This window comes from Stenotrophomonas sp. WED208 (assembly GCF_040984485.1).
Classification (GTDB): domain Bacteria; phylum Pseudomonadota; class Gammaproteobacteria; order Xanthomonadales; family Xanthomonadaceae; genus Stenotrophomonas; species Stenotrophomonas riyadhensis.
The window spans coordinates 498,585-521,768 of the sequence record NZ_JAZARB010000001.1 but is presented as its reverse complement, the minus strand read 5'-3'; the positions used below and the strand labels follow the sequence as shown (position 1 = coordinate 521,768).

General features: G+C 64.4%; 23 protein-coding genes and 1 tRNA gene. 14 read left to right on the top strand and 10 right to left on the bottom strand.

All coding sequences use genetic code 11. The features are described 5' to 3' along the window. The first annotated feature begins 114 nt into the window (after positions 1-114). Positions 115-507, top strand: coding sequence for a DoxX family protein (locus tag VPH47_RS02330; RefSeq protein ID WP_164081021.1), 393 nt, complete (start codon positions 115-117; stop codon positions 505-507). Positions 508-510: 3 nt separating this feature from the next. Here the strand turns inward: VPH47_RS02330 and VPH47_RS02325 are convergent, their stop codons facing one another. After that, a complete protein-coding gene (locus VPH47_RS02325) occupies positions 511-1,509 on the bottom strand; it encodes a GlxA family transcriptional regulator (RefSeq protein ID WP_368850036.1) in 999 nt (332 codons plus the stop codon). 200 nt (positions 1,510-1,709) lie between these two features. Between VPH47_RS02325 and VPH47_RS02320 the strand changes: the two genes are divergently transcribed. Beyond that, positions 1,710-2,540 (top strand): alpha/beta fold hydrolase, encoded by an 831-nt coding sequence (locus VPH47_RS02320; RefSeq protein WP_368850035.1) that lies wholly within the window; start codon positions 1,710-1,712, stop codon positions 2,538-2,540. 23 nt (positions 2,541-2,563) lie between these two features. On the opposite strand, the gene VPH47_RS02315 is transcribed toward VPH47_RS02320, so the two are convergent. Further along, positions 2,564-3,211 (bottom strand): hypothetical protein, encoded by a 648-nt coding sequence (locus VPH47_RS02315; protein ID WP_368850034.1) that lies wholly within the window; start codon positions 3,209-3,211, stop codon positions 2,564-2,566. 188 nt (positions 3,212-3,399) lie between these two features. Between VPH47_RS02315 and VPH47_RS02310 the strand changes: the two genes are divergently transcribed. Together VPH47_RS02310 and VPH47_RS02305 are read left to right on the top strand one after the other, a co-directional pair. Beyond that, the gene (locus tag VPH47_RS02310; RefSeq protein ID WP_368850033.1) at positions 3,400-4,221 is read left to right on the top strand and encodes a hypothetical protein; all 822 of its coding nucleotides are present in this window, start codon (positions 3,400-3,402) and stop codon (positions 4,219-4,221) included. Next, the gene (locus VPH47_RS02305) at positions 4,218-4,733 is read left to right on the top strand and encodes a hypothetical protein (RefSeq protein ID WP_153854597.1); all 516 of its coding nucleotides are present in this window, start codon (positions 4,218-4,220) and stop codon (positions 4,731-4,733) included. The genes VPH47_RS02310 and VPH47_RS02305 overlap by 4 nt, the downstream gene beginning before the upstream one ends. 294 nt (positions 4,734-5,027) lie before the next feature. Here VPH47_RS02305 and VPH47_RS02300 read toward each other — a convergent pair whose 3' ends face one another. Then, positions 5,028-5,795, bottom strand: coding sequence for a PIG-L family deacetylase (locus tag VPH47_RS02300; RefSeq protein ID WP_368850032.1), 768 nt, complete (start codon positions 5,793-5,795; stop codon positions 5,028-5,030). Between the two features lie 507 nt (positions 5,796-6,302). On the opposite strand from VPH47_RS02300, the gene VPH47_RS02295 reads away from it, so the two are divergent. From VPH47_RS02295 to VPH47_RS02280, 4 genes are all read left to right on the top strand, one after another. Next, entirely contained in the window at positions 6,303-6,797 is a 495-nt protein-coding gene (locus VPH47_RS02295; RefSeq protein ID WP_368851561.1) for an excisionase family DNA-binding protein, read from the top strand. A 209-nt stretch (positions 6,798-7,006) separates the two neighbouring features. Beyond that, the gene (locus VPH47_RS02290; protein WP_153854598.1) at positions 7,007-7,228 is read left to right on the top strand and encodes a hypothetical protein; all 222 of its coding nucleotides are present in this window, start codon (positions 7,007-7,009) and stop codon (positions 7,226-7,228) included. Between the two features lie 65 nt (positions 7,229-7,293). Next, positions 7,294-7,539 carry a hypothetical protein gene (locus VPH47_RS02285; protein ID WP_153854599.1) on the top strand — a complete coding sequence of 82 codons (246 nt, stop codon included), beginning with the start codon at positions 7,294-7,296 and terminating at the stop codon, positions 7,537-7,539. A gap of 70 nt (positions 7,540-7,609) precedes the next feature. Beyond that, positions 7,610-8,809, top strand: a complete 1,200-nt coding sequence (locus VPH47_RS02280) for a S1 family peptidase (RefSeq protein WP_110713864.1) — start codon at positions 7,610-7,612, stop codon at positions 8,807-8,809. A 379-nt stretch (positions 8,810-9,188) separates the two neighbouring features. Here the strand turns inward: VPH47_RS02280 and VPH47_RS02275 are convergent. The 4 genes from VPH47_RS02275 to dtd form a co-directional block, all read right to left on the bottom strand. Next, a tRNA-Ile gene (locus VPH47_RS02275) sits at positions 9,189-9,264 on the bottom strand. 40 nt (positions 9,265-9,304) lie between these two features. Beyond that, a complete protein-coding gene (locus VPH47_RS02270) occupies positions 9,305-9,634 on the bottom strand; it encodes a hypothetical protein (protein ID WP_110713865.1) in 330 nt (109 codons plus the stop codon). Between the two features lie 592 nt (positions 9,635-10,226). Next, entirely contained in the window at positions 10,227-12,080 is a 1,854-nt protein-coding gene (gene rpoD / locus VPH47_RS02265) for an RNA polymerase sigma factor RpoD (RefSeq protein ID WP_014038623.1), read from the bottom strand. A 90-nt stretch (positions 12,081-12,170) separates the two neighbouring features. After that, positions 12,171-12,611: a D-aminoacyl-tRNA deacylase gene (dtd, locus tag VPH47_RS02260; protein ID WP_110713866.1), complete on the bottom strand. Its 441-nt coding sequence runs from the start codon at positions 12,609-12,611 to the stop codon at positions 12,171-12,173. 61 nt (positions 12,612-12,672) lie between these two features. Between dtd and VPH47_RS02255 the strand changes: the two genes are divergently transcribed. From VPH47_RS02255 to VPH47_RS02240, 4 genes are all read left to right on the top strand, one after another. Then, positions 12,673-13,593 (top strand): lauroyl acyltransferase, encoded by a 921-nt coding sequence (locus VPH47_RS02255; RefSeq protein ID WP_368850031.1) that lies wholly within the window; start codon positions 12,673-12,675, stop codon positions 13,591-13,593. Between the two features lie 87 nt (positions 13,594-13,680). Continuing rightward, the gene (gene ribA / locus VPH47_RS02250) at positions 13,681-14,817 is read left to right on the top strand and encodes a GTP cyclohydrolase II RibA (RefSeq protein WP_153854615.1); all 1,137 of its coding nucleotides are present in this window, start codon (positions 13,681-13,683) and stop codon (positions 14,815-14,817) included. Positions 14,818-14,892: 75 nt separating this feature from the next. Then, the gene (locus tag VPH47_RS02245) at positions 14,893-15,393 is read left to right on the top strand and encodes a PH domain-containing protein (RefSeq protein ID WP_248858349.1); all 501 of its coding nucleotides are present in this window, start codon (positions 14,893-14,895) and stop codon (positions 15,391-15,393) included. Next, positions 15,390-16,928, top strand: coding sequence for a PH domain-containing protein (locus VPH47_RS02240; RefSeq protein WP_368850030.1), 1,539 nt, complete (start codon positions 15,390-15,392; stop codon positions 16,926-16,928). Before VPH47_RS02245 ends, VPH47_RS02240 begins: the two co-directional genes overlap by 4 nt. A gap of 119 nt (positions 16,929-17,047) precedes the next feature. On the opposite strand, the gene VPH47_RS02235 is transcribed toward VPH47_RS02240, so the two are convergent. Continuing rightward, positions 17,048-18,106, bottom strand: coding sequence for a CDP-glycerol glycerophosphotransferase family protein (locus VPH47_RS02235; RefSeq protein ID WP_248858351.1), 1,059 nt, complete (start codon positions 18,104-18,106; stop codon positions 17,048-17,050). Here VPH47_RS02235 and VPH47_RS02230 point away from each other — a divergent pair. Next, the gene (locus VPH47_RS02230) at positions 18,105-18,923 is read left to right on the top strand and encodes a glycosyltransferase family 2 protein (protein WP_368850029.1); all 819 of its coding nucleotides are present in this window, start codon (positions 18,105-18,107) and stop codon (positions 18,921-18,923) included. The genes VPH47_RS02235 and VPH47_RS02230 overlap by 2 nt on opposite strands. A 43-nt stretch (positions 18,924-18,966) precedes the next feature. Next, positions 18,967-20,088, top strand: coding sequence for a glycosyltransferase family 4 protein (locus tag VPH47_RS02225; RefSeq protein WP_368850028.1), 1,122 nt, complete (start codon positions 18,967-18,969; stop codon positions 20,086-20,088). 18 nt (positions 20,089-20,106) lie between these two features. On the opposite strand, the gene VPH47_RS02220 is transcribed toward VPH47_RS02225, so the two are convergent. Together VPH47_RS02220 and rsmB are read right to left on the bottom strand one after the other, a co-directional pair. Continuing rightward, positions 20,107-21,828 carry a glycosyltransferase family 39 protein gene (locus VPH47_RS02220; RefSeq protein WP_110713873.1) on the bottom strand — a complete coding sequence of 574 codons (1,722 nt, stop codon included), beginning with the start codon at positions 21,826-21,828 and terminating at the stop codon, positions 20,107-20,109. Between the two features lie 23 nt (positions 21,829-21,851). Beyond that, positions 21,852-23,183 (bottom strand): 16S rRNA (cytosine(967)-C(5))-methyltransferase RsmB, encoded by a 1,332-nt coding sequence (gene rsmB / locus VPH47_RS02215; protein WP_368850027.1) that lies wholly within the window; start codon positions 23,181-23,183, stop codon positions 21,852-21,854. Position 23,184: the final 1 nt, after the last annotated feature.

Here is a 23,184-nt window from a genome sequence, read left to right as displayed (position 1 = left end):
GAAAGGTCTCCTGCGGGCGGCCAGCTGTCAAGGCGCCTTGCCCGGTACGTAGACACGGGCTTCACTGCCGGTGGGCTCCGATCGCCTTCGCCGGCCATCTCCGAGGACACCGACGTGAGCCACTCATCCCATTCGCTCGCTTACCTGCTTGCACGCATCCTGCTGATGGCGCTGTTCCTGATCTCCGGCCTGGGCAAGCTTGGTGATCTCAGCGGCACCCAGGGCTACATGGAAGCGATGGGGGTACCCGGCATCCTCCTCTGGCCGACCATCGCCTTCGAGATCGGCAGCGGGCTGTGCATCCTGCTCGGCTTCCAGACCCGGCTGGTGTCGGTCGTGCTGGTGGGTTTCAGCCTGGTCACCGCCTTCATCTTCCACCACAACTTCGCCGACCAGACCCAGCAGATCATGTTCCTGAAGAACCTGGGGCTGGCCGGTGGCTTCCTGCTGCTGGCCTGCACCGGGGCTGGGCGGTACAGCATTGATGGCAGGGGGCGGCGCGGGTGAAATTCATCGCTGTGCGCGCCGCCTGATCCGGAAATGATCCCGGTAGGCCGAAGGGGACATGCCAACGATGCTCTGGAATGCCTTGCGAAATGCGCTCACATCGTCGTATCCCAATGTCGAGGCCAGTTGCGCAACAGGGATATCGCCGAGCTGCAGCGCATCCCTGGCCTTGGCCATCCTGACCTGCCGGATGTAGTCGGCCGGATTGAGTCCCGTGGCCTTCTGGAATCGCCGGATGAATGTTCTTTCGGTCAGGTGGGCACACTCAGCCAAGGTACTCACCGTGTGGCGCAACCCGGGTTCAGCAAGGATGGATCGCTGAACAGCCAGCAGCGCTGCGTCATCGTGATCCAGCCTTGGCAGGAATCCCTGCAGTGGCCGCTGGTCCTGCCGGATCCCGTCACTGAGCATGAAACGGGCTGTTGCCAGCATCACGCTTGAGCCCATCGTGCGATCGACGATCAACAGGCCCAGATCATTCCACGCAAGGATCGCGCCTGACGTAATGACGTCGCCATCATCAATGACGACATTCTCGGTGGTCACCTGGACGTCGGTGTAGGTGCTGGCAAGCAGGCCCGCGAACGCCCAGTGCGTCGTGACCCGTCGCCGTGCAAGCAGGCCGGTCTGGGCAAGCACGAAAGCGCCTGCGCAGACGGAGCACATGATCGTGCCGCCTGAATGGAGTGCTTTGAGCCACTGCGCCTCGTGTGGCATCGCGGACATGCGCTCAGGCATCGCCACACTCGGCGGTGAGATCACGAAGGCGGGGGCATTCACATCGCCGGGATCGCTGTCCCAGCAACATTCCAGGCGGGTCGATCGCGGGTTCCATTGCCAATGCGTCACCCGGATGAAGCACCGCCGTTCATCCTCGTGAGGATACGCAGCCCATTCATTCGCGATCCGGAACAGATCGGTCAGGCCATGGATGGCCGCCATCTGGCAATCCGGGTAGATCAGCAAAGCGACTTCGATCCGCTTGTCAGTTTCGATACGCATGAATGTCACCTCCGCCAATTTCAATTGATAGAGCACTGCCTAGAATGGATTCGGGCGGAGTGATGGCTGCCTCAGCATAGAAGGAATCGCATGCCTGGGGCCACTCCCGCGAGATTCACCGTCAGCGTCCCTGCTCCTGCACCGATGCAGGCCGCCGCGACGCAGGACGTTCTCCAAACCCAACAGCGAGGAACCCCGAAATGGCTACGGTTACCACCAAAGACGGCGTCGAGATCTTCTACAAGGACTGGGGTCCGCGCGACGCCAAGGTCATCCATTTCCATCATGGCTGGCCGCTCACCGCCGACGATTGGGACGCGCAGATGCTGTTCTTCGTCAACAAGGGCTATCGCGTGGTCGCGCACGATCGCCGCGGACACGGCCGCTCCAGCCAGGTATGGGACGGGCATGACATGGACCACTATGCCGACGATGTTGCTGCAGTGGTCGAAAAGCTGGGCACCCAGGGTGCCATGCATGTGGGCCATTCCACCGGCGGCGGCCAGGTGGTGCGCTACATCGCGCGCCATGGCGAGAAGAACGTGTCCAAGGCGGTATTGATCAGCTCGGTGCCGCCATTGATGGTCAAAACCGCAGCCAACCCACAGGGCACGCCCAAGGACGTCTTCGACGATTTCCAGGCACAGCTGGCGGCCAATCGTGCGCAGTTTTACCACGACGTACCGGCCGGACCGTTCTACGGCTACAACCGCCCCGGTGCGAAGCCGTCGGACGCGGTGATCTGGAACTGGTGGCGGCAGGGCATGCAGGGCTCGGCCAAGGCGCACTACGATGGCATCGTGGCCTTCTCCCAGACCGACTTCACCGAAGACCTGAAGGGCATCTCCATCCCTGTGCTGGTGATCCATGGCGACGATGACCAGGTGGTTCCGTATGCCGACTCGGGTGTTCTTTCCGCGAAGCTGGTAAAGAACGGCACGCTGATCACCTACGAAGGTGCGCCGCACGGCATCCCGACCACACATGCCGACCGGGTCAACGCCGACCTGCTGGCGTTCCTGGAAAGCTGATCGTGAAGAATCCGGGAAGTGCTTCAGGTACTTCCCGGACCGTCCGGCAAGCGGATTCCGTTCGCGGCGACGAACGCACGCGACGCATGCCAGTAGTCCAGTGGTGGCGTCTGCAGCTCAGGTTTGGACCAGTAGCCATCGATCTGCAGCACGCTCATCACATCAACCCATGCAGCGCGCGCATCGTGGACGCGCATGCGCCAGCGATGATGCGGCGGAAAGTACGCGTAGTGCTCAAGCGCCTTCCGCTGTGCCTGCTCTTCGTCAATCCCTGCCTGATGGATCAACGTCCACGCATGCATATGGCGCGCGTGCGCAAGCGCACCGAGATACTCATCCTCATCCAGCAAGGGAATCGGCTCGCCGCGCGCCAGGCACAGCGCGTCCGATTCGGTGTCGTACTCCAGCGACGGCTGCAACAGTTCCGGGTTCTGGTGCCAGTACCCTTCGCCCAGCACATGCAGCATCGCCCAATGCCAGGGCTCGTCGTGGAAGAGCAGTTCGTGCTCGTATTCGTGGCCGGCGGCCTGGTCCGGATAGCGTTCGCGTGCCTGTTCGATTGCCAGCGCTTCGGGAATCTGGCCGTAGCGCACCAGGCACCAGGCGAACAGATGCCGGCTGTCTTCGATTTCAGTGGTGAAGTCTTCCACGGACGTATCGGTGTTGGGCATGGTCGATTCCTGCATGCGAGCCACCCACCATCGGGCCCGACGAGTGTGCCGGAATGCACCAGCGAGCAGATCATCTTCGAAGTCAGCTGACGGACCAGACCACAGCAATATAAACAAAAACTGAACCCGGACCACGGGTGACTGGGGGAGGGTGCACCACTTCTCCGTTGTATGCAGGCGATCCAGATATGCGCAATACGAATTCAACGCAAGGAACCTGTCCCGGCATCATGGAAAACCGAAGTTCATCGCAGAAATTCGCTGCAGCACTCATCATTGCCGTACTCGCCACGGGAGCAGTAGCGGCCTTTCTCCTCCTTCGCCCCACGCCACAGCCCTCGCAAACAGCACTGGATGTTGAACAGGCGGGCGGGCAGCGCAGCGATCCAGCCACCTCGCCATCCCCAGTGGCATCGACCGCGTTACGGCCTGCAAGCAGCACGAGCATGCTGTTTCCTGGTGTTCCGCAGAATCGCGATGCCATGGAGCCCAAGGACGATGATCCATTTGATGGGCGTAGCCGCGAAGAGCAACGCTGGCTGGACGAACACGGCTATCCGAATACCGCACAGTGGGCTTCCTATTCCAGCGCGCCCGATGCGTTGCTGGAACAGGCCGCCAATAACGGCGACAAGCTTGCCCGCACGATGCTGGACTCGCGAAGGCTCCCCGATCGAGCGGCCCTGGACCAGATGATGTCGTCCGCAGTGGACGGCAACTACTTTGCGCTGCAGTTGCTTGCGACACATTTCGCATCCACCGGTCGAGCGGGAAACATCAACGCATACGCGGTTTCGCGTGTCCTGGAGATGCGCGCAGACCCTTCCGCCGCGCTTGGCAGGGAAATCATGTTCTCTGCGCCACTCACTATCGAGGAGCGGATGCAGGGGGAGGCCGAAGCACTTCGTCTGAACGCTACTTTCAACCAGCTTTACCAGGGAAGAACCGGCAACGCGTTCGTTCCCGATTACCGCCCGTTCCCCGTTGACAACTCGCAAGGATGGCAATGAAACCTGTAAGTAAATTCGTCCTGGCCACCGCAGCTTTCACCGTTACCGGTGTTGCTCTGGCCTGCACCGTTCTTCCAATGCTCCCGTTCTCGATATCGGTCGACCTGAAAGATATCGCGGCAGCCAAGCAAGCCGGCGCCTCCTCTGCAGAGGCACCCAACAAGGCATTCCTCAAGAAACTGGATGAGACCGCTGAAAGGACCTTCGGTGCGGATGCATGGCGCAACACGTCTTTCGTCGGCAACGTCATGTACAAGACAAAAATCATGATGATGACCGGCTCAAGCATGATCACCGTCAGCAAGCCGTGCGGGAAGTCGGCAGAAGAGTCAGGCGGCACTGAAGACAGCTTCGCCTCGACACCCCCGTCTGGCGGCGGCGGAGGTGGTGGCAGCACTGGCGGTGGTGGCGGGATCGGCGGCTGGTTCCCCGGTGGTGGTGGGTGCTTCGGCAACTGTCAGCCGCCCCCGCCCGGTCGCGTGGGTCCGATCGAGAATCTTCCGCGATCCTGAGGGCACTTCTCAATGAAAGGGCATCGCCGCAAGGTGCTGCCCTTGGTGCCCCTGATGCACCAGCCAGAAGCCATTGGGGCGTCGTCACTGGACTTCGTCGGACGTTGATGTGGTGTCCACCAGCACCCACAAATCCTCGCAAGTGATTGATTTTATTAAAAATCATTCTAATTCAATCTACTTTTGAATCACTAATCGACTCACACATCGCTCTACTGCTCGCGGCATCCGTTCTGCCGTGAACAGACCTGGGGACGTATAGGACCCCAGATCCATTCAGCCGAATAGCCATCCTCAGCCACCAGAATCAGAGCGGGAGTAGCTTCGCTTTATCCAAGCCTCGTAGATGCTGCCGGCCTCTGCCCAATCGTCATAGGGTGAACCCGCGTCGGTTGTCTCCTTGAGAATTCGGCCTGTGTACGCTTGCTGCAGCTCCCTTTTTCGCCCGGCCGCCAGCGAGTCGATATTCTCTGGCCGTTCTCCAATGTCATAGCCCACCCACCAAGCACGGTTGTAGCCGTTCGGCGTGGCAGCCAGCACCGCGAAGCCGGTGGCGGTGTGATCCGTGTTGGGTTCGGGATTCAATGCAACGTCATAGTCCGGAGCGTTCACGTACGGCCTCGCATTCGTTGATGCCGCCTTATGCTCGTCCAAGATAGCTTTGAGTGTTTGGCAGACATCCTCCCAGCCAAAGTAGCTGGTCGAGCCATCAATAGCGCTGATTGGTGCGCTGTTGATTCTCAGCCCATCCAGCGAGCCATCTGGTAGCCGCAAGAAGTAGCTTGTCGTATTCCCACAGTCGCATCCGGTAATGGGGCGGCCATTGAACCAGTTCACCCCCCAAATCAGCGGATTTGGTCCAGTAGCCAAGCGACAAGACTCCAATGCTCCCTGCTCTCGTGCACTCCACCATCCAGGAACCGGTCCGCCCCCTGCATCGCCAGCCGTGAGGTAAATAAAGACCACTCTGGCGCCCGATTGAATATCGAGATATGCCTGCTCCCCACGGAACAGCTGCCAGTCATCCTGATGCGGCCCAACGTAGAAGGTCACATTCGTCATCTGAGACTCCCAAGCTTCACCCCTAATGGGCTCTGCCAGCTTAGGTCGCGCGACGCTCATAGACTGAGACGCGGCGCTCCCAACTTCCAACATCTACTAGGCATGCTCATGGCTGACATTGATATCAGCTGGGTCCAACCAGCTCTCCAGAATCTGTCCACAGAAATTGAGGGTCTGAGATCTCAGCTATCGATCATGCGCGTCGATCTCTCAGGCAAGGACTGGCGTACTGCAGACGAGGCCGCCCACTACCCCGGCGTGTCGTCCCGTCAGTTTCGAAGGAACGCCCCTGATCTGGGCCTTGTGCCCAGAAGCTTCATGGGCAAGCAGCTCTATGCGAAGAACGAGCTGTACAGAGCAACCGAAAACTCCCGCAACTGGAAATCTCGAGGGAACACCTGGCGCCTCCCTGGTTCCTACCTCGCCCCAGATGGAGCAAGCGCTGGCTCGGCTGCGGCACCATGACGAGCGCAAGGGGAAACCCTAGTGGCTCCTTCCGACAAGCTAATGACCGTTGCAGAAGCGGCAGAACAAAGCACGTGCTCTGCCAAGACGATACGCAGAGCTATTGATAGCGGGCGACTGACCGCTGTAAGACTCAGGCAGAGAGCCAAGTCGGATCGTATCCATCGAGAAGACTTGGAGGCTTGGTGGAGGCAGTGCCGCCTGCGACCCGCAGCAGTCCCAATAGACCTATACGTGACATCACCCCATCGCTCGATACGGCGAGGGCAAGGGGTCGAGAGAAGGCAGGGAATCAGTGCCAAGGGCAACACGCGCTGCCAGCGCTCTTGCCTTGGACAAGGCTGGCCGCCCATTCGTCCTTGGTCTGCCACATCTTCTGGACACCAATGTGCACACGCCCCCCGCGTTCCTTGGCTGGGGAAACTTGGGCGATCTGCCGACCGCTCCACCTCAGCACCCAGTTGTCACTCAGCTGGCCCCAGCCAGAGGGGACGGGAGCGGTGCGGAAACCCTGGTAGCCGTGCATGGGAAGCATGACCAGAAGGATATTGCCGAGCGTCTCAGCCGCTGCGATTCGCTCAACCGCAAGTTTTAACCGCTCAGGAAGCCCTGCCCCCCCCTACCACTGCTGCCTCGTAGGCGTTTCCCTATATGTCGGCGAGTGATTTTCCTATTGCGAATATCCAAGTCCGTTGAGACCTTCCAGCTGCCCATCGGGCATTCATCAACTTGACAGTGGAGTGATCATGAAGATCCAAAATGTCTTGCTTGGTTTGATCGTTGCTGCCGCTGCAGCGGCCGGGACCGTAGGCGTTGTGCCCACCGCCAATGCCGCTTCCTTCCACACTTCGTGCGTCCCCGCCGGCGGCGGCATGGCTCGCTGCACCCAAACCTTCTGTCATGAAGGAGCGTGCGTAGTCACTGATACCTGGACGCAACCGATGCGCGAGGTCATCGAGTTCCAGTGACACCCAGGCGCAGCGGTATATGCCGCTGCGCTATTCAACGGAGTGCGGCATCCAGTATGCGGCCCATGTCAGAGAGCCCCAAGATCTTTCACCACCGACTGCCCCTGCTGAAGGAACCCGATCAGCAGACGGCCGCCGGCGACTTGCCGACCCATCTGCTCATTGAGGTAATTGGCCTGGAGCCGTCCCGCCGTCATCAGGTCGGCGTGCACATGCTGGGCATCACGGCCTTGAGTGGATCACCTGGTGACGCGAACTGGCCGCCGATGGGCAGCACTGACGTAGCCTGCCGGCTGTCGATCTTGGCGTAAACCGTGGCCATCGTCCTGCCGCCTCTGATGGTACTAATTTGAAAATCGCTACATCCAAAAGGAAATTGAAATGAAGCGTCTTCGTATTGCCGGAATTGCTGCAGCTGCGCTGTTTTCGTTCTACTCCAGCCATGCGCTGTGTTCTTCAGAGTTTGAGACCGAGGACAACAGCACCCCAATAGCTACATACTCAAGGATGTTCGGGGTATCCAAGATTGAAGCTCAGGCGCGATTCCTCGTCATGGCGGAATCGACCAAAGTACAAGAGATCCTTCGAACCAAGTATCCAACGACATTCGGCGGACTGTATGTGGAGCACCAGCCCCAATTCCGTGTTGTTGTACGTTTCACAGAGTCCCCGGTAGAAAGTCTGCGCTCAGTGACCGCGGACCCCGCCTTCGTTGCTCTGCCAGCATCCCATTCGTTGGTTGAACTTGGTGCGGCTCAACAAGCCGTTGGTGAGGAGCTCCATCGAAATGGGATCAATTTCCTCTCACGCCTGGACTTGGAGCATTCAACCGTTGAATTTTCTGTTGAAGATCCGCAGCTGGTGGAACAGCCCATGCGTTCCCTACGCTCGGAAATTCCGTTCATTCGATTTAAGAGAACCACTGGCTTCTTGCAGCCCACGCTACTGGAAATTTCGCTGAGCTCTGCCCAGAAGCTCAAGGAGCCACCGGGATCCTACTGCACCAGCGGGTTTGGCGTTAAGAGCGGCACGACTCGCGGCATCACTACAGCGGGGCACTGCGATAACACGTTGACGCATAGTGGAAATCCCTTGACCTTTCAGGCCGAAAAAAAATCCGGCTCAGAGGACATTCAATGGCATACCTATCCAGACACGAGCCGGTATCACTACGTTCCCTCCCACCGCGTCGAGGCAGGATCTCAGAGCCGTCTTATGGTCGCCGTAAGGCCGCGCTCAGAGATGAAGGTGGGGGACATTGTCTGTAAGTACGGAAAATCAACGTATGAGACGTGCGGCCTCATCACCGATCTTAAATTTCAAGCAACCTTTGAAAACGCTATCGGCGAATTCGTTCGGGTGGTTAGCCCGGAAGGCCGCACCATGACGGATTTTGGCGATAGCGGTGGCCCTGTCTATGGGACGCAGAAGCCTGATGGGCGCTTCTACGACACCGCGTATGGCATGGTTCATGGGCGGGGCAATTCAGGGACAGAGTTCTATAAAGATCTCTTCTTCATGCCTACCGACTATTTCGCCAGCTTGGGCCTGCAGATCCTTACCACTGCGGATGATCCGTAACTCACACAGGAACCCCCGGCTCGCCGGGGGTTCATTTCCCGCACTCTGCCGATGCAGTCGTCTATTGGCCAAGAGCACCTAGGTCCACGTCACCGTCCCGCTAAAACGGCATTTTCCAATTAGCCGGTCGCCACGATTGTCGGTCAAATCCACCTAGAACCAAGTCAATCCATCGCCTGTTGCTGAAAATGTCCAGCTGGAGATCACCAGAGGTCGTCCTCTGGATCACATCGTCATTGACAACCGGCGGGTTACGACTCGAGCCCAAGTCTAAGGGGAAAGATTTTCAGGCAATTGATGAATGCACATCAGCATGAGTTGGCCATCCCGGCCAACTTATGCCTACGCCCACAACTCTGGACTTCGCTGGACGTTGATGTGGTGGGCCCATCAGGATTCGAACCTGAAACCAAGGGATTATGAGTCCCCTGCTCTAACCGTTGAGCTATAGGCCCTGCGCAGCGTCACAGTGTAGTGGAGGCCGCGCACGATCGGCTACCCGGCAGCAGCAAGAACCTCAGCAACGTGCCCCAACCGCTTCTCCGCCGCTTCCGCGAACCACGCCTGCCGCCGCAGGTGGGCGTGGAACAACGCCACCGTCCTCCTGGCCTCTTCCAGCCCAATCTGGTTGCCGCCGCCGAAGCCAGCAAGCAGTCCGGCACCCGACTGTGTCAGCAATGCCAACGTCGCTCGTCGGGCGAACCCCAGTGGATCCTCGCGCTCATCACGCAGCACATCGTCCCAGTCCAACAACGGGGGGAAGTCGCAGCCACGCGTATCCGAGCCACCCCAGCCGCACCCACCGTCAATCTCCGTCAGCCCCATATTCACTCTCCTACGATTCGTCGAACCTCTTCCGCCTCCTGTTGAGAGAGGCGACCGGGTGCTTCAACACGGTCGTAGGGCCGCCCGCAGCTTTCCCCTTGCAGGGTCTTGTATGGCTGCGCGCCACCCGGCCAGAAACCCTTGGGCTCACCGGAATGGCGAGAGTTGCGGTTTGGCCTTGGATTGCCTGCTGTTGCGGCAGACAGTCCGCCTACGACGGTGTGTTGAGCACCTGCGGAGGACTGTGTGGAAGGAAGGCTAGAGGCTTCAATTGGTGAATGCGACATTGCGTGCGCTTGTTACTCCCATCCGACTACTCATTTCATTGAGGCACTTGGGGTTTCGGCTGAATGACCACTTCCCCCGGCAGCGAATCGCGGCGAAGGCCTCAACAATTCTCAAGCCAGTTGCGTCACAAGGCTCAGCAATGAGGCCTGTGTGCGTTCACGTGCGTAGCCGGATACGTCACCGCGAACAGCAGCCGAGCATGGCTCGGCTCTACAGGAGAGAGCAGGCAAAGCACACGCCATCCCAAAAAGAAAAACCCCGCACCAGGCGGGGTTTTTCTCAACGCTTCAACAGCCGCCGGATATCAATCGATATCCAGGAAGCTGCGCAGCTGCTCCGAGCGGCTCGGGTGACGCAGCTTGCGCAGGGCCTTCGCTTCGATCTGGCGGATGCGCTCGCGGGTCACGTCGAACTGCTTGCCGACCTCTTCCAGCGTGTGGTCGGTATTCATGTCGATGCCGAAGCGCATGCGCAGCACCTTGGCTTCCCTCGGGGTGAGGCCGGCCAGCACGTCGCGCACGGTTTCAGACAGGTTGATGTTGGTGGTGTTCTCGATCGGGGACTCCACGTTGGTGTCCTCGATGAAGTCGCCCAGATGGGAATCCTCGTCGTCGCCGATCGGGGTTTCCATCGAGATCGGCTCCTTGGCGATCTTCATCACCTTGCGGATCTTGTCTTCCGGCATGTCCATTTCCTTGGCCAGCTCCTCCGGCGTAGCCTCGCGGCCGTACTGCTGGAGCATCTGGCGGGAAATGCGGTTCAACTTGTTGATCGTCTCGATCATGTGCACCGGAATACGGATGGTGCGCGCCTGGTCGGCGATCGAGCGGGTGATCGCCTGGCGGATCCACCAGGTGGCGTAGGTCGAGAACTTGTAGCCGCGGCGGTACTCGAACTTGTCCACGGCCTTCATCAGGCCGATGTTGCCTTCCTGGATCAGGTCGAGGAACTGCAGGCCGCGGTTGGTGTACTTCTTGGCGATCGAGATCACCAGGCGCAGGTTGGCCTCGACCATTTCCTTCTTGGCCTTGCGCGCCTTGGCTTCACCGTAGGCCATGGCGCGGCTGATTTCCTTCAGCTCTTCCAGGTCCAGCTGGGTCAGCTTCTCGATGTCGATCGTCGCCTGCTGTTCGGCGATGATCTGGTCCTTCACTTCGCGCAGGGCCGAAGACCACTTCTGCTTGCGCTTCAGTGCGTCTTCCACCCACTCCAGGTTGGTCTGGTTGCCTTCCCAGGAGCGGATGAAGTCCTTGCGCGGCATGCGGGCGGTGACAGTGGCCAGGTTCAGCACGCGGCGCTCGTGGGCCTTGATCGACGCCATGGTGTCGCGCAGCTGCTTGGTCAGCACATCGGTCAGCGGCAGCGGCAGCTTCAGGGTGACGAATACCGCCGACATCTCTTCGCGCAGGCGCGGCAGGTTCTTCTTGTCGCCCTTGGTCGCCGCCTTCTTGAAGGCGTTGAAGGCATCGCTCAGCGCCTGCATGCGCGCAGCGACTTCCTCCGGATCCGGACCGGTCGGTGCGGCTTCTTCCTCGCCACCCTCGACATCATCGTCCTCGTCCTCGTCGCCTTCGGCGTCGGCATCGCTGCTGTCATCGGCAGCAGCCGCCGGCGGCGCCGGCTCTTCGTCGGCCAGGTCGTTGAAGCCAACGATCACTTCGGCCAGGCGCTTCTTGCCTTCCTTGTGGGCTTCGTAGTCGGTCAGCAGCGACTCGACCGAGACCGGGAACTGGCCCAGGGCGGCCTGGACCTGCGAAAGGCCTTCCTCGATGCGCTTGGCGATGGCGATTTCGCCTTCGCGGGTCAGCAGCTCGACGGTGCCCATTTCGCGCATGTACATGCGCACCGGGTCGGTGGTACGGCCACCTTCGGTGTCGAGCGCGCTCAGCGCGGCGGCGGCTTCTTCGGCCGCGGTGTCATCGACTTCGCGGTTACCGGTGTTGCCATCGTTGAGAAGCAGGGTTTCCACATCCGGCGCAACTTCATGGACATCAATGCCCATGCCGTTGATCATGCCGATGATGTCTTCGATCTGTTCCGGGTCGACCATGTCGTCCGGCAGATGGTCATTGACTTCGGCGTAGGTCAGGTAGCCCTGTTCCAGGCCCTTGCTGATCAGTTGCTTGATTTCGGATTGGGCAGGACGTTCGTTGGCCATGTAGTGCTCGCGCCACCGGCTAGGGAGAAATAGGGAACGTAGCATTATACCAGCCCGGGGCCCCGCCTGCCGGGCGGTGGTCCCGCAGGCTCAGGGCCTGAGAAGGAAGGTCACGGGACCGTCATTGACCAGGCTGACGACCATATGGGCACCAAATCGGCCCGTTTCCACCCCTGGCGCGTGATTTTCACGACAGATCTCGACAAATCGATTGAACCCGCGTTCAGCCTCGTCCGGCGCTGCAGCGCTGGTGAAGCTGGGCCGCATGCCCGAACGGGTATCGGCCGCCAGGGTGAACTGGCTGACCAGCAGCAGGCCGCCGCCGGTGTCGCGCAGCGAGCGGTTCATCTTCCCCGCCTCGTCGGCGAACACCCGGTAACCCAGCAGGCGCTCGGCCATGCGCCGCAGCTGGGCTTCGGTATCGCCCGGCTCCATGCCGACCAGGGCCAGCAGGCCCGGGCCGATCTGTCCCACCGCTTCGTCATCGACATGGACGGCGGCCTGGCTGACGCGTTGGATCAGGACGAGCATCGTGGGCTTCCAATGAACAGGGCCGGCCACGATAGCAGCGGCCTTGGCTAAACTGGCGCCGATGAATCCGCAACGCAAAGCCCGGCTGGTCTACCGCGCCACCACCCTGTTCGCCCGCCTGCCCTGGCCAACGCTGCGGGGAGTCGCGCGCGCGCTGGCGTGGGCCTGGATCAATCTCAACGCCCGTGAGAGCCGTGTCACCCGGCGCAACCTGGAACTGGCCTACCCGGAGCTGGACGGCGCCGCACGCGATCGCCTGCACCGCGATCTGCTGCGCTCCACCGCGCTGCAGGCCATCGAGACCCTGCGCCTGTGGAGCCAGGCGCCGGCCGACAACCTGCGCCTGCACCTGAAGCAGCGCCACGGCGAGGCCCTGTACGACGCGGCCCTGGCCAGCGGCAAGGGCGTGATCGTGGCCGCGCCTCACTTCGGCAACTGGGAGCTGCTGAACCAGTGGCTGGCCTCGCGCGGGCAGATCGCCATCGTCTACAAGCCGCCGGAGGACGAAGCCAGCGATGCCTTCCTGCAGCTGGTGCGGGGCGGCCAGAACGTACAGCAGGTGCGCGCTGAAGGCCCGGCCGTGCGCCAGCTGTTCAAGGTGCTCAAGGACGGCGGTGCCACCGGCATCCTGCCCGACCAGCAGCCCAAGGCCGGCGACGGCGTGTTCGTGCCGTTCTTCGGCGTGCAGGCGCTGACCATGACCCTGGTCAACCGGCTGGCCGAGCGCACCGGCGCCACCGTGCTGTACGGCTGGTGCGAGCGCATCGGGCCGGACATGGAATTCGCCCTGCACATCGAGCCGACCGACCCGGCCGTGGCCGACCCGGACCCGCAGGTGGCCGCCACCGCGCTCAATGCCGGCATCGAGCGCATTGCGCGCCGCGATCCGGCGCAGTACCAGTGGACCTACAAGCGCTATACGCTGCGGCCACCAGGCAGCGGCGAGGAAGACCCGTACGCGACCGAAGAGCATCCGCACTGACGGCTGCCGCACTCAGGCCCACATGGCACCTGCGACCGGCGGCCGCACCACGTTGAATACGACGCCGGCGCCCCCATAGAGACTGCGATGTCCGCCTCCCCCGGTCCTGCCATGCCTGCTGCCCCTTCCCTGTTCGGCGATCCCGCCGCGATCCGCTGCGAACGCGCGGTGGCCGAACTGCGCGCCGGTCGCCCGGTGCTACTCCACGATGGTCAGGGCCAGCGCCTGGCGGTGATCGCACTGGACAGCGCCACCGCCAGCAGCTTCGCCACGTTCGCCAGCGCCGCGTGCGAGCGCCACTACCTGTTCCTGACCGCCACCCGCGCCCGCGTGCTCGGCGTGGAGGCCCCGGAAGGAGCACGCCTGCCGCTGGCGGGTGTTGCCTTCGATGCGCTGCCCTCGCTGGGCTACCTGCGCGAGCCGGGCCCGATGCCGGACGGCTGGAGCGCGGGTGACGCCTTCGATGCCGGCGCGGTGGAACTGGCCCGCCTCGGCCTGCTGCTGCCGGCAATGGTGGCGGTGCGCCTGGACGCCGAAGACCGCACCTTTGACGGTGCTGCCGAAGTGGCCCTGTGCGACCTGGCCGAAGGCGCTGCCCATGCGGCCCACGATTACGAACTGGTGGCACGTTCGCCGGTACCGCTGCGCGACGTCGGCATGACCACCTTCGCGGTGTTCCGCGGCGGCGTGGCCCAGCGCGACCAGGTCGCGATCATCGTCGGCGAACCGGACCTGTCGGCAGTGGTGCCTGTGCGCGTGCACTCCTCGTGCCTGACCGGCGACCTGTTCGGTTCGCTGAAGTGCGACTGCGGCGACCAGCTGCGGCGTGGCCTGCGCAAGCTGAAGGAACTGGGCGGCGGTGTGCTGCTGTACCTGGACCAGGAAGGACGCGGCACCGGCATTGCCGCCAAGATGCGCGCCTACGGCTACCAGCACGACGGCCTGGACACCATCGATGCCGATGCACAGCTGGGCTTCGGTGCCGACGAGCGCCGCTACGGCAGTGCGGTGGCGATGCTGCGTGGCCTGGGCATTTCGCGCGTGGCCCTGCTCAGCAACAACCCGACCAAGGCACAGCGCCTGCGCAACGCTGGCATCGAGGTGCTGGACTGCATTCCGGTCACCGGCGAGATCACCGCCGAGAACGAGCATTACCTGCGCACCAAGGCTGATCGCGCAGGCCACATGCTGGATGTGGACGCGCTGATCCAGGCTGCCCAGTAACGCAGCCGACCTGCTACCGTCTGCGCGGTGCGGCCACGGCCGCCACCGCCCGCCCTGCCACCTGACGGAGCCCGCGTGACCGACGTTCCCCCGCCCTCCTCGCCCACCGATGCCTGGCAGTCGCTGCCGCAACGCGCAGCCCGCCTCGCTGCACTGGAAGGCGCCTTCGGCGGCCTGTTCGTGCCGGGCCTGCCGCTGGCCGCAGCCGCGTGGTTCTTCGACCTGCCCGGCGGCCTGTGGACGGCCGCCCTTGGGCTGCTGATCGGCATCGTCTTCGGCGCCTGGCTCGGCCGCCGGCGCTTGACCCGCACCCGCTGGCGGCTGGATGCCCAAGGGCTGGGCCTGCGCCGCGACCTGATGTGGCAGCTGGAAACGCGCGTCCCCATTTCGCGCGTACAGCACCTGGACCTGCGCCGGGGCCCGCTGGAACGCCGTGCCAGGCTGGCCACGCTGATCGTGCACACCGCCGGTACCCGCATGAGCGCGGTGACCGTCAGCGGCCTGGACGAGGCCGATGCCGAGCGCCTGCGTGACACCCTGTCGCACCAGCTCGACCAGGACGCCGACGCCCTGTGAGCCTGCCGCCGCCCCTGCCCGCATCGCTGCCTGCCGGTGGCGAGGACCATCGCCTGCATCCGTGGTCGTGGCTGTTCGTGCTGCTGATGCAGCTGCGCCACTACTTCCTGCCGCTGGTGGCGTTGCTGGTATTCGGCCAGCGCGGCGACCGCGATCCAATGTGGGCGCAGCTGATCCCACTGGCAGCGATCGTCGCGCTGGTGCTGGTGTCGGTGCTGCAGTACCTCAGCTACCGCTACCGCATCGGCAGCGATGCGATCACCGTGCGCAGCGGCCTGCTGGCGCGCAACCGCCGCGAGATCCCGTTCGCGCGCATCCACAACGTGGAAGTACGGCAGAACCCGCTGCATCGCCTGTTCGGCGTGGCCGAACTGCGCCTGGAGTCGGCCGGTGGCGTGCGTCCGGAAGCCGAGATGCGGGTGCTGAAGCTGGACCAGGCGCTGGCGCTGGAGCGATTGGTACGCCAGCGTGGACAGGCGCCACAGGCCGTTGACGCCGTTGATGCGCCGCCCATTGCCGAGGTCGACAGCGAGCACGTGCTGCTGCGCCTGTCGAGCTGGGACGTGGTGCGCATGGGCCTGCTCTCCAACCGTGGCTGGGCACTGGCGCTGGCCGCGTTCGGCGTGCTGTTCCAGACCGTGCCGCGGCCAGTGATGGACGATGCCATCCAGCGTGGTGGCCGCGAGGCCTTCGGCTATGCCAGCCACCTGCATCCCGGCGTAACCGGCGCGTTCCTGCTCTTGGCCGCCGCGCTGCTGGTGGGCTGGCTGGGGCTGCGCCTGCTGTCGGTGGTGCTGACCCTGCTGCGCTACCACGGCTTTACGCTCAGCGAGCAGGATCGCCGCTTGACCGTTTCGGCCGGCCTGCTCAGCCGCACCCGCAGCAGCGTGGCGCGTCGTCGCATCCAGGCCTGGACGCTGCGCGAAGGCACTCTGCCGCGCTGGTTCGGGCTGCGCCAGCTGCGTATCGACAGCGCCGCCGGTGGCCCCTCGCGCGAAGAGGACCGCGCCCTGCGCGAACTCGCGCCACTGGCGTCGAGCGAGCGCTGCACGGAGCTGGTGCAGCATCTGCTGCCACAGCTGCAATGGCCACCGGCGCAGTGGCAGTCCGTTCCGCAGCGCGGCTGGTGGCGGCTGTGCCTGGGCGCGCTGGTGCTGGTGCCGCTGCTGGCGGCGGCCGCGTACTGGCGCTGGGGATCGTGGGGGCTGCTGGTGCTGGCGTGGCTGCCGGTGGCGCTGCTGGTCGCGCACCGGCAGATGGCACGCATGGGCTGGTATCTGGATGACCACTACGTGGCGGTGCGGGGCGGCTGGTGGAAGCGCTGGTGGCGCTGGGCCGAACTGGACAAGGTGCAGGGACTGCGCCTGCAACGCTCGCCGCTGGACAAGCTGCTCGGCACCAGCAGCCTGCAGCTGGATACCGCCGGCGCGCACGGCGATGTGGCGCTGACCCTGCACCATCTGCCGCAGGCACAGGCCCAGCAGGTGATGGAGCAGCTGGCCGCGGCACTGGCTCGGCGCAAGCTGCGCTGGTGATGGAGCACCGCGCACCCCGGCCTTGAAACAGGTAGTGCCGGCCGCTGGCCGGCATCCGCCGACATTACCGAGATTGCCGGCCAGCGGCCGGCACTACCGCGAGCGGGGTCAGCGAGGCTTCAGCGCTGCGACGGGCCCCAATACCCCAGGTCCTTGCGGATCTGCAGATCGCGCACCCAGCTGCCGAACGGCTTGCGCCGCAACGCACCCATTTCACCAGACAGGAAATCCTCGGTGGCTGCGATCACCCGTTCGCTGGAGCGGCCATCGCGGTAAGGGTGGATGGCGTCGGCGTAGCGCACGATCTCCGCCTGCAGCACGGCGTCCGGGTGCAGCGCGCGCTGCAGCATCGCCGGCAGCTGCGCAGGATCATCGAAGTCGATCATGTGCGGCTTGGGCACGCGGTTGCGGAAGGTCACCACCGGCTTGTGCTGGACGATGAACTCCGAAACGATCGACGAGGTATCCGAGACCAGCACGTCGGCGGCACGCTGCGCGGCCATCACCTGTTCCGGCTCGATGAAGCGGGCATTGGCACCGGCCAGCGCGCGGTAGCGTTCGAACAGTTCCGGCGGGCACTTCGGATGCAGGGTCAGCAGCCAGTAGTGGTCGCCGGCGGCGATATCAGCGGCGATCTGCGCATGCAGGTGAGGCGCCGCACTCAACCGTTCAGTGAAGGTCGAGCCGAACAGGATCACCGGGCGGTCTCCGGCCGGTGCGCGCAGCGCGGAACTCTCGCCACCGTCATCGCGGAACAGCGGGTCCAGCTTCGGCCAGCCGGTCTCGGCCACCGCGAAGTGGCCCTGCAGGCTGGCTATCTCCCGGAACGGCGCGGTGGTGGCCGGGCCCTGCGTGCAGTACAGGTCGAACATGCCGCGCACCCGGAAGTGGCCGCGCGCGCTGTCCCGCTTCTCCACGTTGAAGCCATGGAACAGCTGCACCTTGGCCCCGGACAGGAATGTCGGCACCCAGTTGGCCGCGCTGAACACCGCCCGCGGACGCATCGCCAGGGCCTGCTTGAGGCCGATGTTGGGCACCCCCGGCAGGCTGCTGCCAGCCGCGCCGCCTTCGAACCAGGCCGCCACCTCCTGCCCGGAGGCGTGCAAGGCCTGCGCCAACGGGGCGAGAATAGGCAGCGCATAACGCTCCGTCGCAAACAACAGGTACCCGGCCATCATGTCCTCCACGACCGCTCCCATCGAACGGCCTCGCATCTCAGCGTGCATTATCGCGTTCAACGAAGCCGGGCGCATCGGCGACTGCCTGGCCTCGCTGGCCTTCTGCGATGAGATCGTGGTGGTGGACTCGTATTCCACCGATGCCACCGTAGCCATCGCCGAGGCCGCCGGTGCCCGCGTGCTGCAGCGCCCGTTCGACGGCTTCCGCAGCCAGAAGGCGTTCTGCGTCGAGCAGGCCCGCCACGACTGGGTGCTGTGCCTGGATGCCGACGAACGGATCAGCCCGGCGCTGCGCACGGCCATCGAACAGGTCCGTGACGGCGGCTTCGCCGGCCATGTCGGCTATCGCTTCGCACGCCTGTCGGAGTACTTCGGCAAGTTCCTGCGCCATGGCAATGCCTATCCGGACCGGGTGATGCGCCTGTTCGACCGCCGCCGCGGGGGCTGGCGCGGCAAGCGCGAGATCCACGAGGCCGCCAGCGTCGACGGCAGCGTGGGCACCCTGCGCGGCGACCTGATCCACTACCCGTACCGGTCTTTGCAGCAGCAGTTGGCCAAGACCGAGAAGTACGCGCGGATGATGGCCGAGCACGAGTTCGCGCGCGGCAAGCGGGCCACGCTGGGCAAGCTGGTACTGGCCCCGGCCTGGCGGTTCTGGCGCGGATTCCTGTTCCGCGGCGGCTTCCGCGATGGCTGGCACGGTCTGGTCTACGCCTATGTTCGGGCCAACTACGTGCGGCAGAAGACCATCATGTTGTGGATGCTGGGCAATGGACAGGCGGTGGCCGACCCGGCGCCTTCCGCGGACCGGCCTTGACCACGCTGTGTCACACTGCGCGGGCGTTGCCTGAAGACCCCCCATGAAAATCCTGTACACCAACTTCCACTACGGCGACGGTGGTGGTCACACCACGTACATCGTCTCGCTGGCGCGGGCCCTGCATGGCCAGCACACGCTCCATGTCGCCGCACCGGCCGACAGCCGCCTGCTGCGGACCATGGCCGATGAAGGCCTCGCCCGCACACTGCCGATTGCGTTCGGCAGCGGCCTGCCAACGCTGCCCCGGCAGCTGGCCGAACAGCGCGCGCTGCGCAGGCTGGTGCGCGAAGAAGGCATCGACCTGATCCACGTCAACGGTGCACGTGACCACCGCTTCGTGATGCAGGGCCTGCTCGGCATGCGCCGTCCGCCGATCATCCTCACCAAGCACAACAGCAAGCCGACCAACACCCTTGGCAACGCCGTCCGTGCCCGCCTGGCCACCGACCGCGTGATCGCAGTATCGGCCGACACCAAGCGCCTGCTGGAACAGGGCCCGTACCGTCGCTGCCCGATCGACGTGGTCCGCAACGGCGTGGACCTGGAACGTTACTCGCCGCAGCCGGCCGGCACCGGTTGCGCACTGCGCCAGCAATGGACGCAGGATCCACAGGCGCTGGTGCTGGTCAGCAACGCCGGCACCGACGATTACAAAGGCTGGATCGACCTGGCCCGGGCCATCGCGCGGCTGCCCGATGCAGTGCGTCCGCACGTGCACATGGCCGTGGCCGGCCACCTGCCCAGCGCGCAGCAGCGCGAACAGGTGCAGGCGCTGGGCGAGGTCGCCGCACAGGTGCACTTCACCGGCCTGCTGGCCGATACCCGCGTCCTGATCGCTGCCGGCGACGCTGGCTTCGTACTGTCCCATGACGTCGAGACGATCTCCTTCGCCTGCCGCGAAATGATGGCAAGCGGCAAGCCGATGCTGGTCAGCGACTATGCGGGCCTGCCGGAGAACATCGAACCAGGTGTCGATGGCTGGGTGGTTGCCACCCGCGACATCGACGCCATCGCCGCACAGGTTCAGGCGCTGTACGCACAGCGCGATGCGCTGCCGGAACACGGAGGTGCAGCACGCCGCCATGCACAGCGGGAGTTCGGCCTGCAGACATTCGCCGACGCCACGCTGGCCAGCTACCACGCCGCCCTGGCCAGCACCTGAGCCGCGTTGCCCGAACGCTCAATCGGCGATCCCGGGTCCCTGCAGGCGGCGCTCGTGCTCGAGTTCCGCCGCCGACGGCCGGCAGGTGCCTGCAACCGCGTCGGCAGGCACCAGCCACCAGCGGCGACGATTGGAAATGCCCGCCATCTCGGCCCGCGCACGATCAATGCAGGCCTGCATCGCATCCTCGTTCACCAGCAGCCAGCGCTGCTGCGGAACCAGCCGCTGCCAGCGCACGGCCGCCTGCAGCTGTTCATGCCAACGCGCTTCGAATCCAAAGGTGGCCGCCGGGCGATCGGCCATCAGCAGGTTCTGCTCTTTCCATGCCACCAGTCCCAGCTCGGCCTGCGGGCCGATGCGTGCGCTGACTTCACGCATCAGGCCACGGGCCGAGCTGGAATCGTTCAACACCGGATAACCGACCAGGCTGTACAGCACCCAGACCCCGGCCAGGCTGGAAACCAGGGCCACGTGCCGACGCCGGCGCCCGCACACCCCTAGGCTCAGGGCCGCCCAGATCGCCATCGCCAGCGCCGCCCAGGCCAGCGCATCGGTGGCGCCGGGAAGCAGCCCGCGGCCATGGGTGAGGCGCACTTCGAAACCGGGATCACCCAGCAGCGCCAGCGCACCGACCAGGCCCAGCGCCAATGCCAGCACCATGGTGAAAGCGCCCAGCACGCGCTGCACGTCGCGCCGCCTCAGCAGCCCGGGCAGCAACGGCGCCAACGCCAGGCAGAACATCGGCAATGCCGGCAGGATGTAGACGTCGCGCTTGCCGTGCGGAATGGAGAAGAACAGCACGACCAGCAGCCACCAGGCCAACGGCAGCAGGTAGCGCGCATCGCGCCGACGCAGCCGCCGGAACCAGGCCGGAACTGCCCACGGCAGCAGCAGGAACGCGGGAATCCACATCGACGGCATGATCGCCAGGAAATACCACCACGGCTGGTGATGGTCCCAGGACTGCGTATAGCGCCGCGCAGTCTGCCGGAACAGGATGTCGTCCATGTAGGCGCGGTACGGCTCCGAGCCGGTGGCCAGGCCGGCCAGCAGCATCGGCGCCAGCCACAACGACACCGCCAGCAGGAAGACGAGCGGTGCCAGCCAGAAACGCAGGTCGCGCACATGCAGGCGCACCCGTGGCCAATGCAGCATGGATGCGATTGCGGCCGGCGCGATCATCATCAGCGCCAGCACGCCTACGCCCTTGGTGATCACCCCGATGCCGGCGAAGAACCAGCCGAGCCACCACCAGCGCCAGGCCGGACCCAGCAGCAGATGGCGCAGCAGGCCGTAGTTGGCCAGGGTGATGAACAGCACCACCAGCGGATCGATCTGCGCCTTCTTCGCCTGGAAGGTGAAGTGCAGCGCGAACAGCAGTGCCCAGCCCGCGTACAGCCCCACCTGCCGCGTCCACAGGCGGCGGCCGAGGTCGACCACGCACCACAGCGTGCCCAGCGCAGCCAGCAAGGAGGGCAGCAGGAACGCCACCCGCCAGTGGCCAACCAGGCTGTACAGCGTGGCCTGCCACCACATCAGCATCGGCGGCTTGTCCGAATACAGTTCGGGGCCGCGATGCGGGAACAACCAGTAACCGCTGTCGACCATCTGCTTGGCCACCAGCGCGAAACGTGGCTCATCCGAGGGCCACGGATCACGGAGGCCCAGACCGGCCCCCAGCACCAGCAGGGCCATCAGCACGAACAACCACGTCTGGCGCGACGCGTGGGTTTTCAGCATGGGACTCGAAACGGCAGCGGGGGTCAGGCTGCTTTTATCAGACGCGCGTAGAAGAAACCGTCAGCATCGTTGTCACCCGGCAGTCGCTGGCGTGCCATGCCTTCGCAATCCACGCCGAACTCGTCACCCAACGGCTGCGCCACGGCGTCCGGATGCCACTTCAGGAACGCGCGCACCTGATCGATGTTCTCGGCACGCAGGATCGAACAGGTGGCATACAGCAGCACGCCACCCGGCCGCAGCATCGACCAGCAGGCTTCCAGCAGGCGCGCCTGCACGCCGACCAGCGCATCGATGTCTTCCGCACGACGATGGAACATCACGTCCGGCTGGCGACGGATCACACCGGTGGCTGAACACGGTGCATCCAGCAGGATCGCGTCGAACGGCACGCCGTCCCACCACGAACCGGGATCACTGGCATCGGCAACCAGCGTCTGTGCATGCTCGCCCACCCCGGTGCGGGTGTAGGTGTCGCGTGCACGGGCCAGCCGGCGCGCGTCGATATCCAGCGCCAGCAGGCGCAGGCTGGGGTCACGCTCCAGCAGGTGCGCCGACTTGCCGCCCGGTGCCGCACAGGCATCCAGCACGCGCGCACCGGCCACCGGCGCCAGCGCGTCGGCCGCGCATTGCGCCGACAGGTCCTGCACCGACAGCGCACCGTCTGCGAAGCCAGGCAACTGGTTCACGGCAACGGGGGCCGCCAGGCGCAATGCGTCGGTGCAGAGCGCACTGGCTTCGGCGCCGATGCCGGCGTCGGACAGCATGGCCAGCGCCTTGTCGCGACCACCATGCTGGCGGTTGGCACGCAGCCACAGCGGTGCCGGCTGCAGGCTGGCGTTGAAGATCGCCTCGGCCTGCGCCGGCCAATCGCGCTCGATCGCATCGGCCAGCCAGTCCGGGAAGGCGTCGCGTGCAGGCTGCTCCGGGAAACCCTCGCGCTGCGCGCGGCGCAGGATCGCATTGACCAGGCCCGCCTGGCGCTCGCGACCCAGCGCGCGTGCTGCATCGACGGTGGCCGACAGCGCCGCGTGTGCCGGAAGCTCCAGCACGTCCAGCTGGGCGAAGCCGACCATCAGCAGCGTGCGCAGATCGGCGTCACGCGCCGACAGCGGCTTCTGCATCCATGCCTGCAAGGCAGCGTCATAGGTACTGCGGCGACGCAGGACAGCGAAACACAGTGCTTCCAGCAGCGCGCGGTCGCGGCTGTCGGCCAGCTTCGGCAATGCCCAGGCCAGTTCGGCCTTCAACGAACGGCCACGGGTGAACACCTGGGCCAGCACGCGTGCGGCCAGCATGCGCGTCGCCGCGCCCGGCGCCGCCTTGGCGATGGAAAAATCGTTCTGCTTCGACACC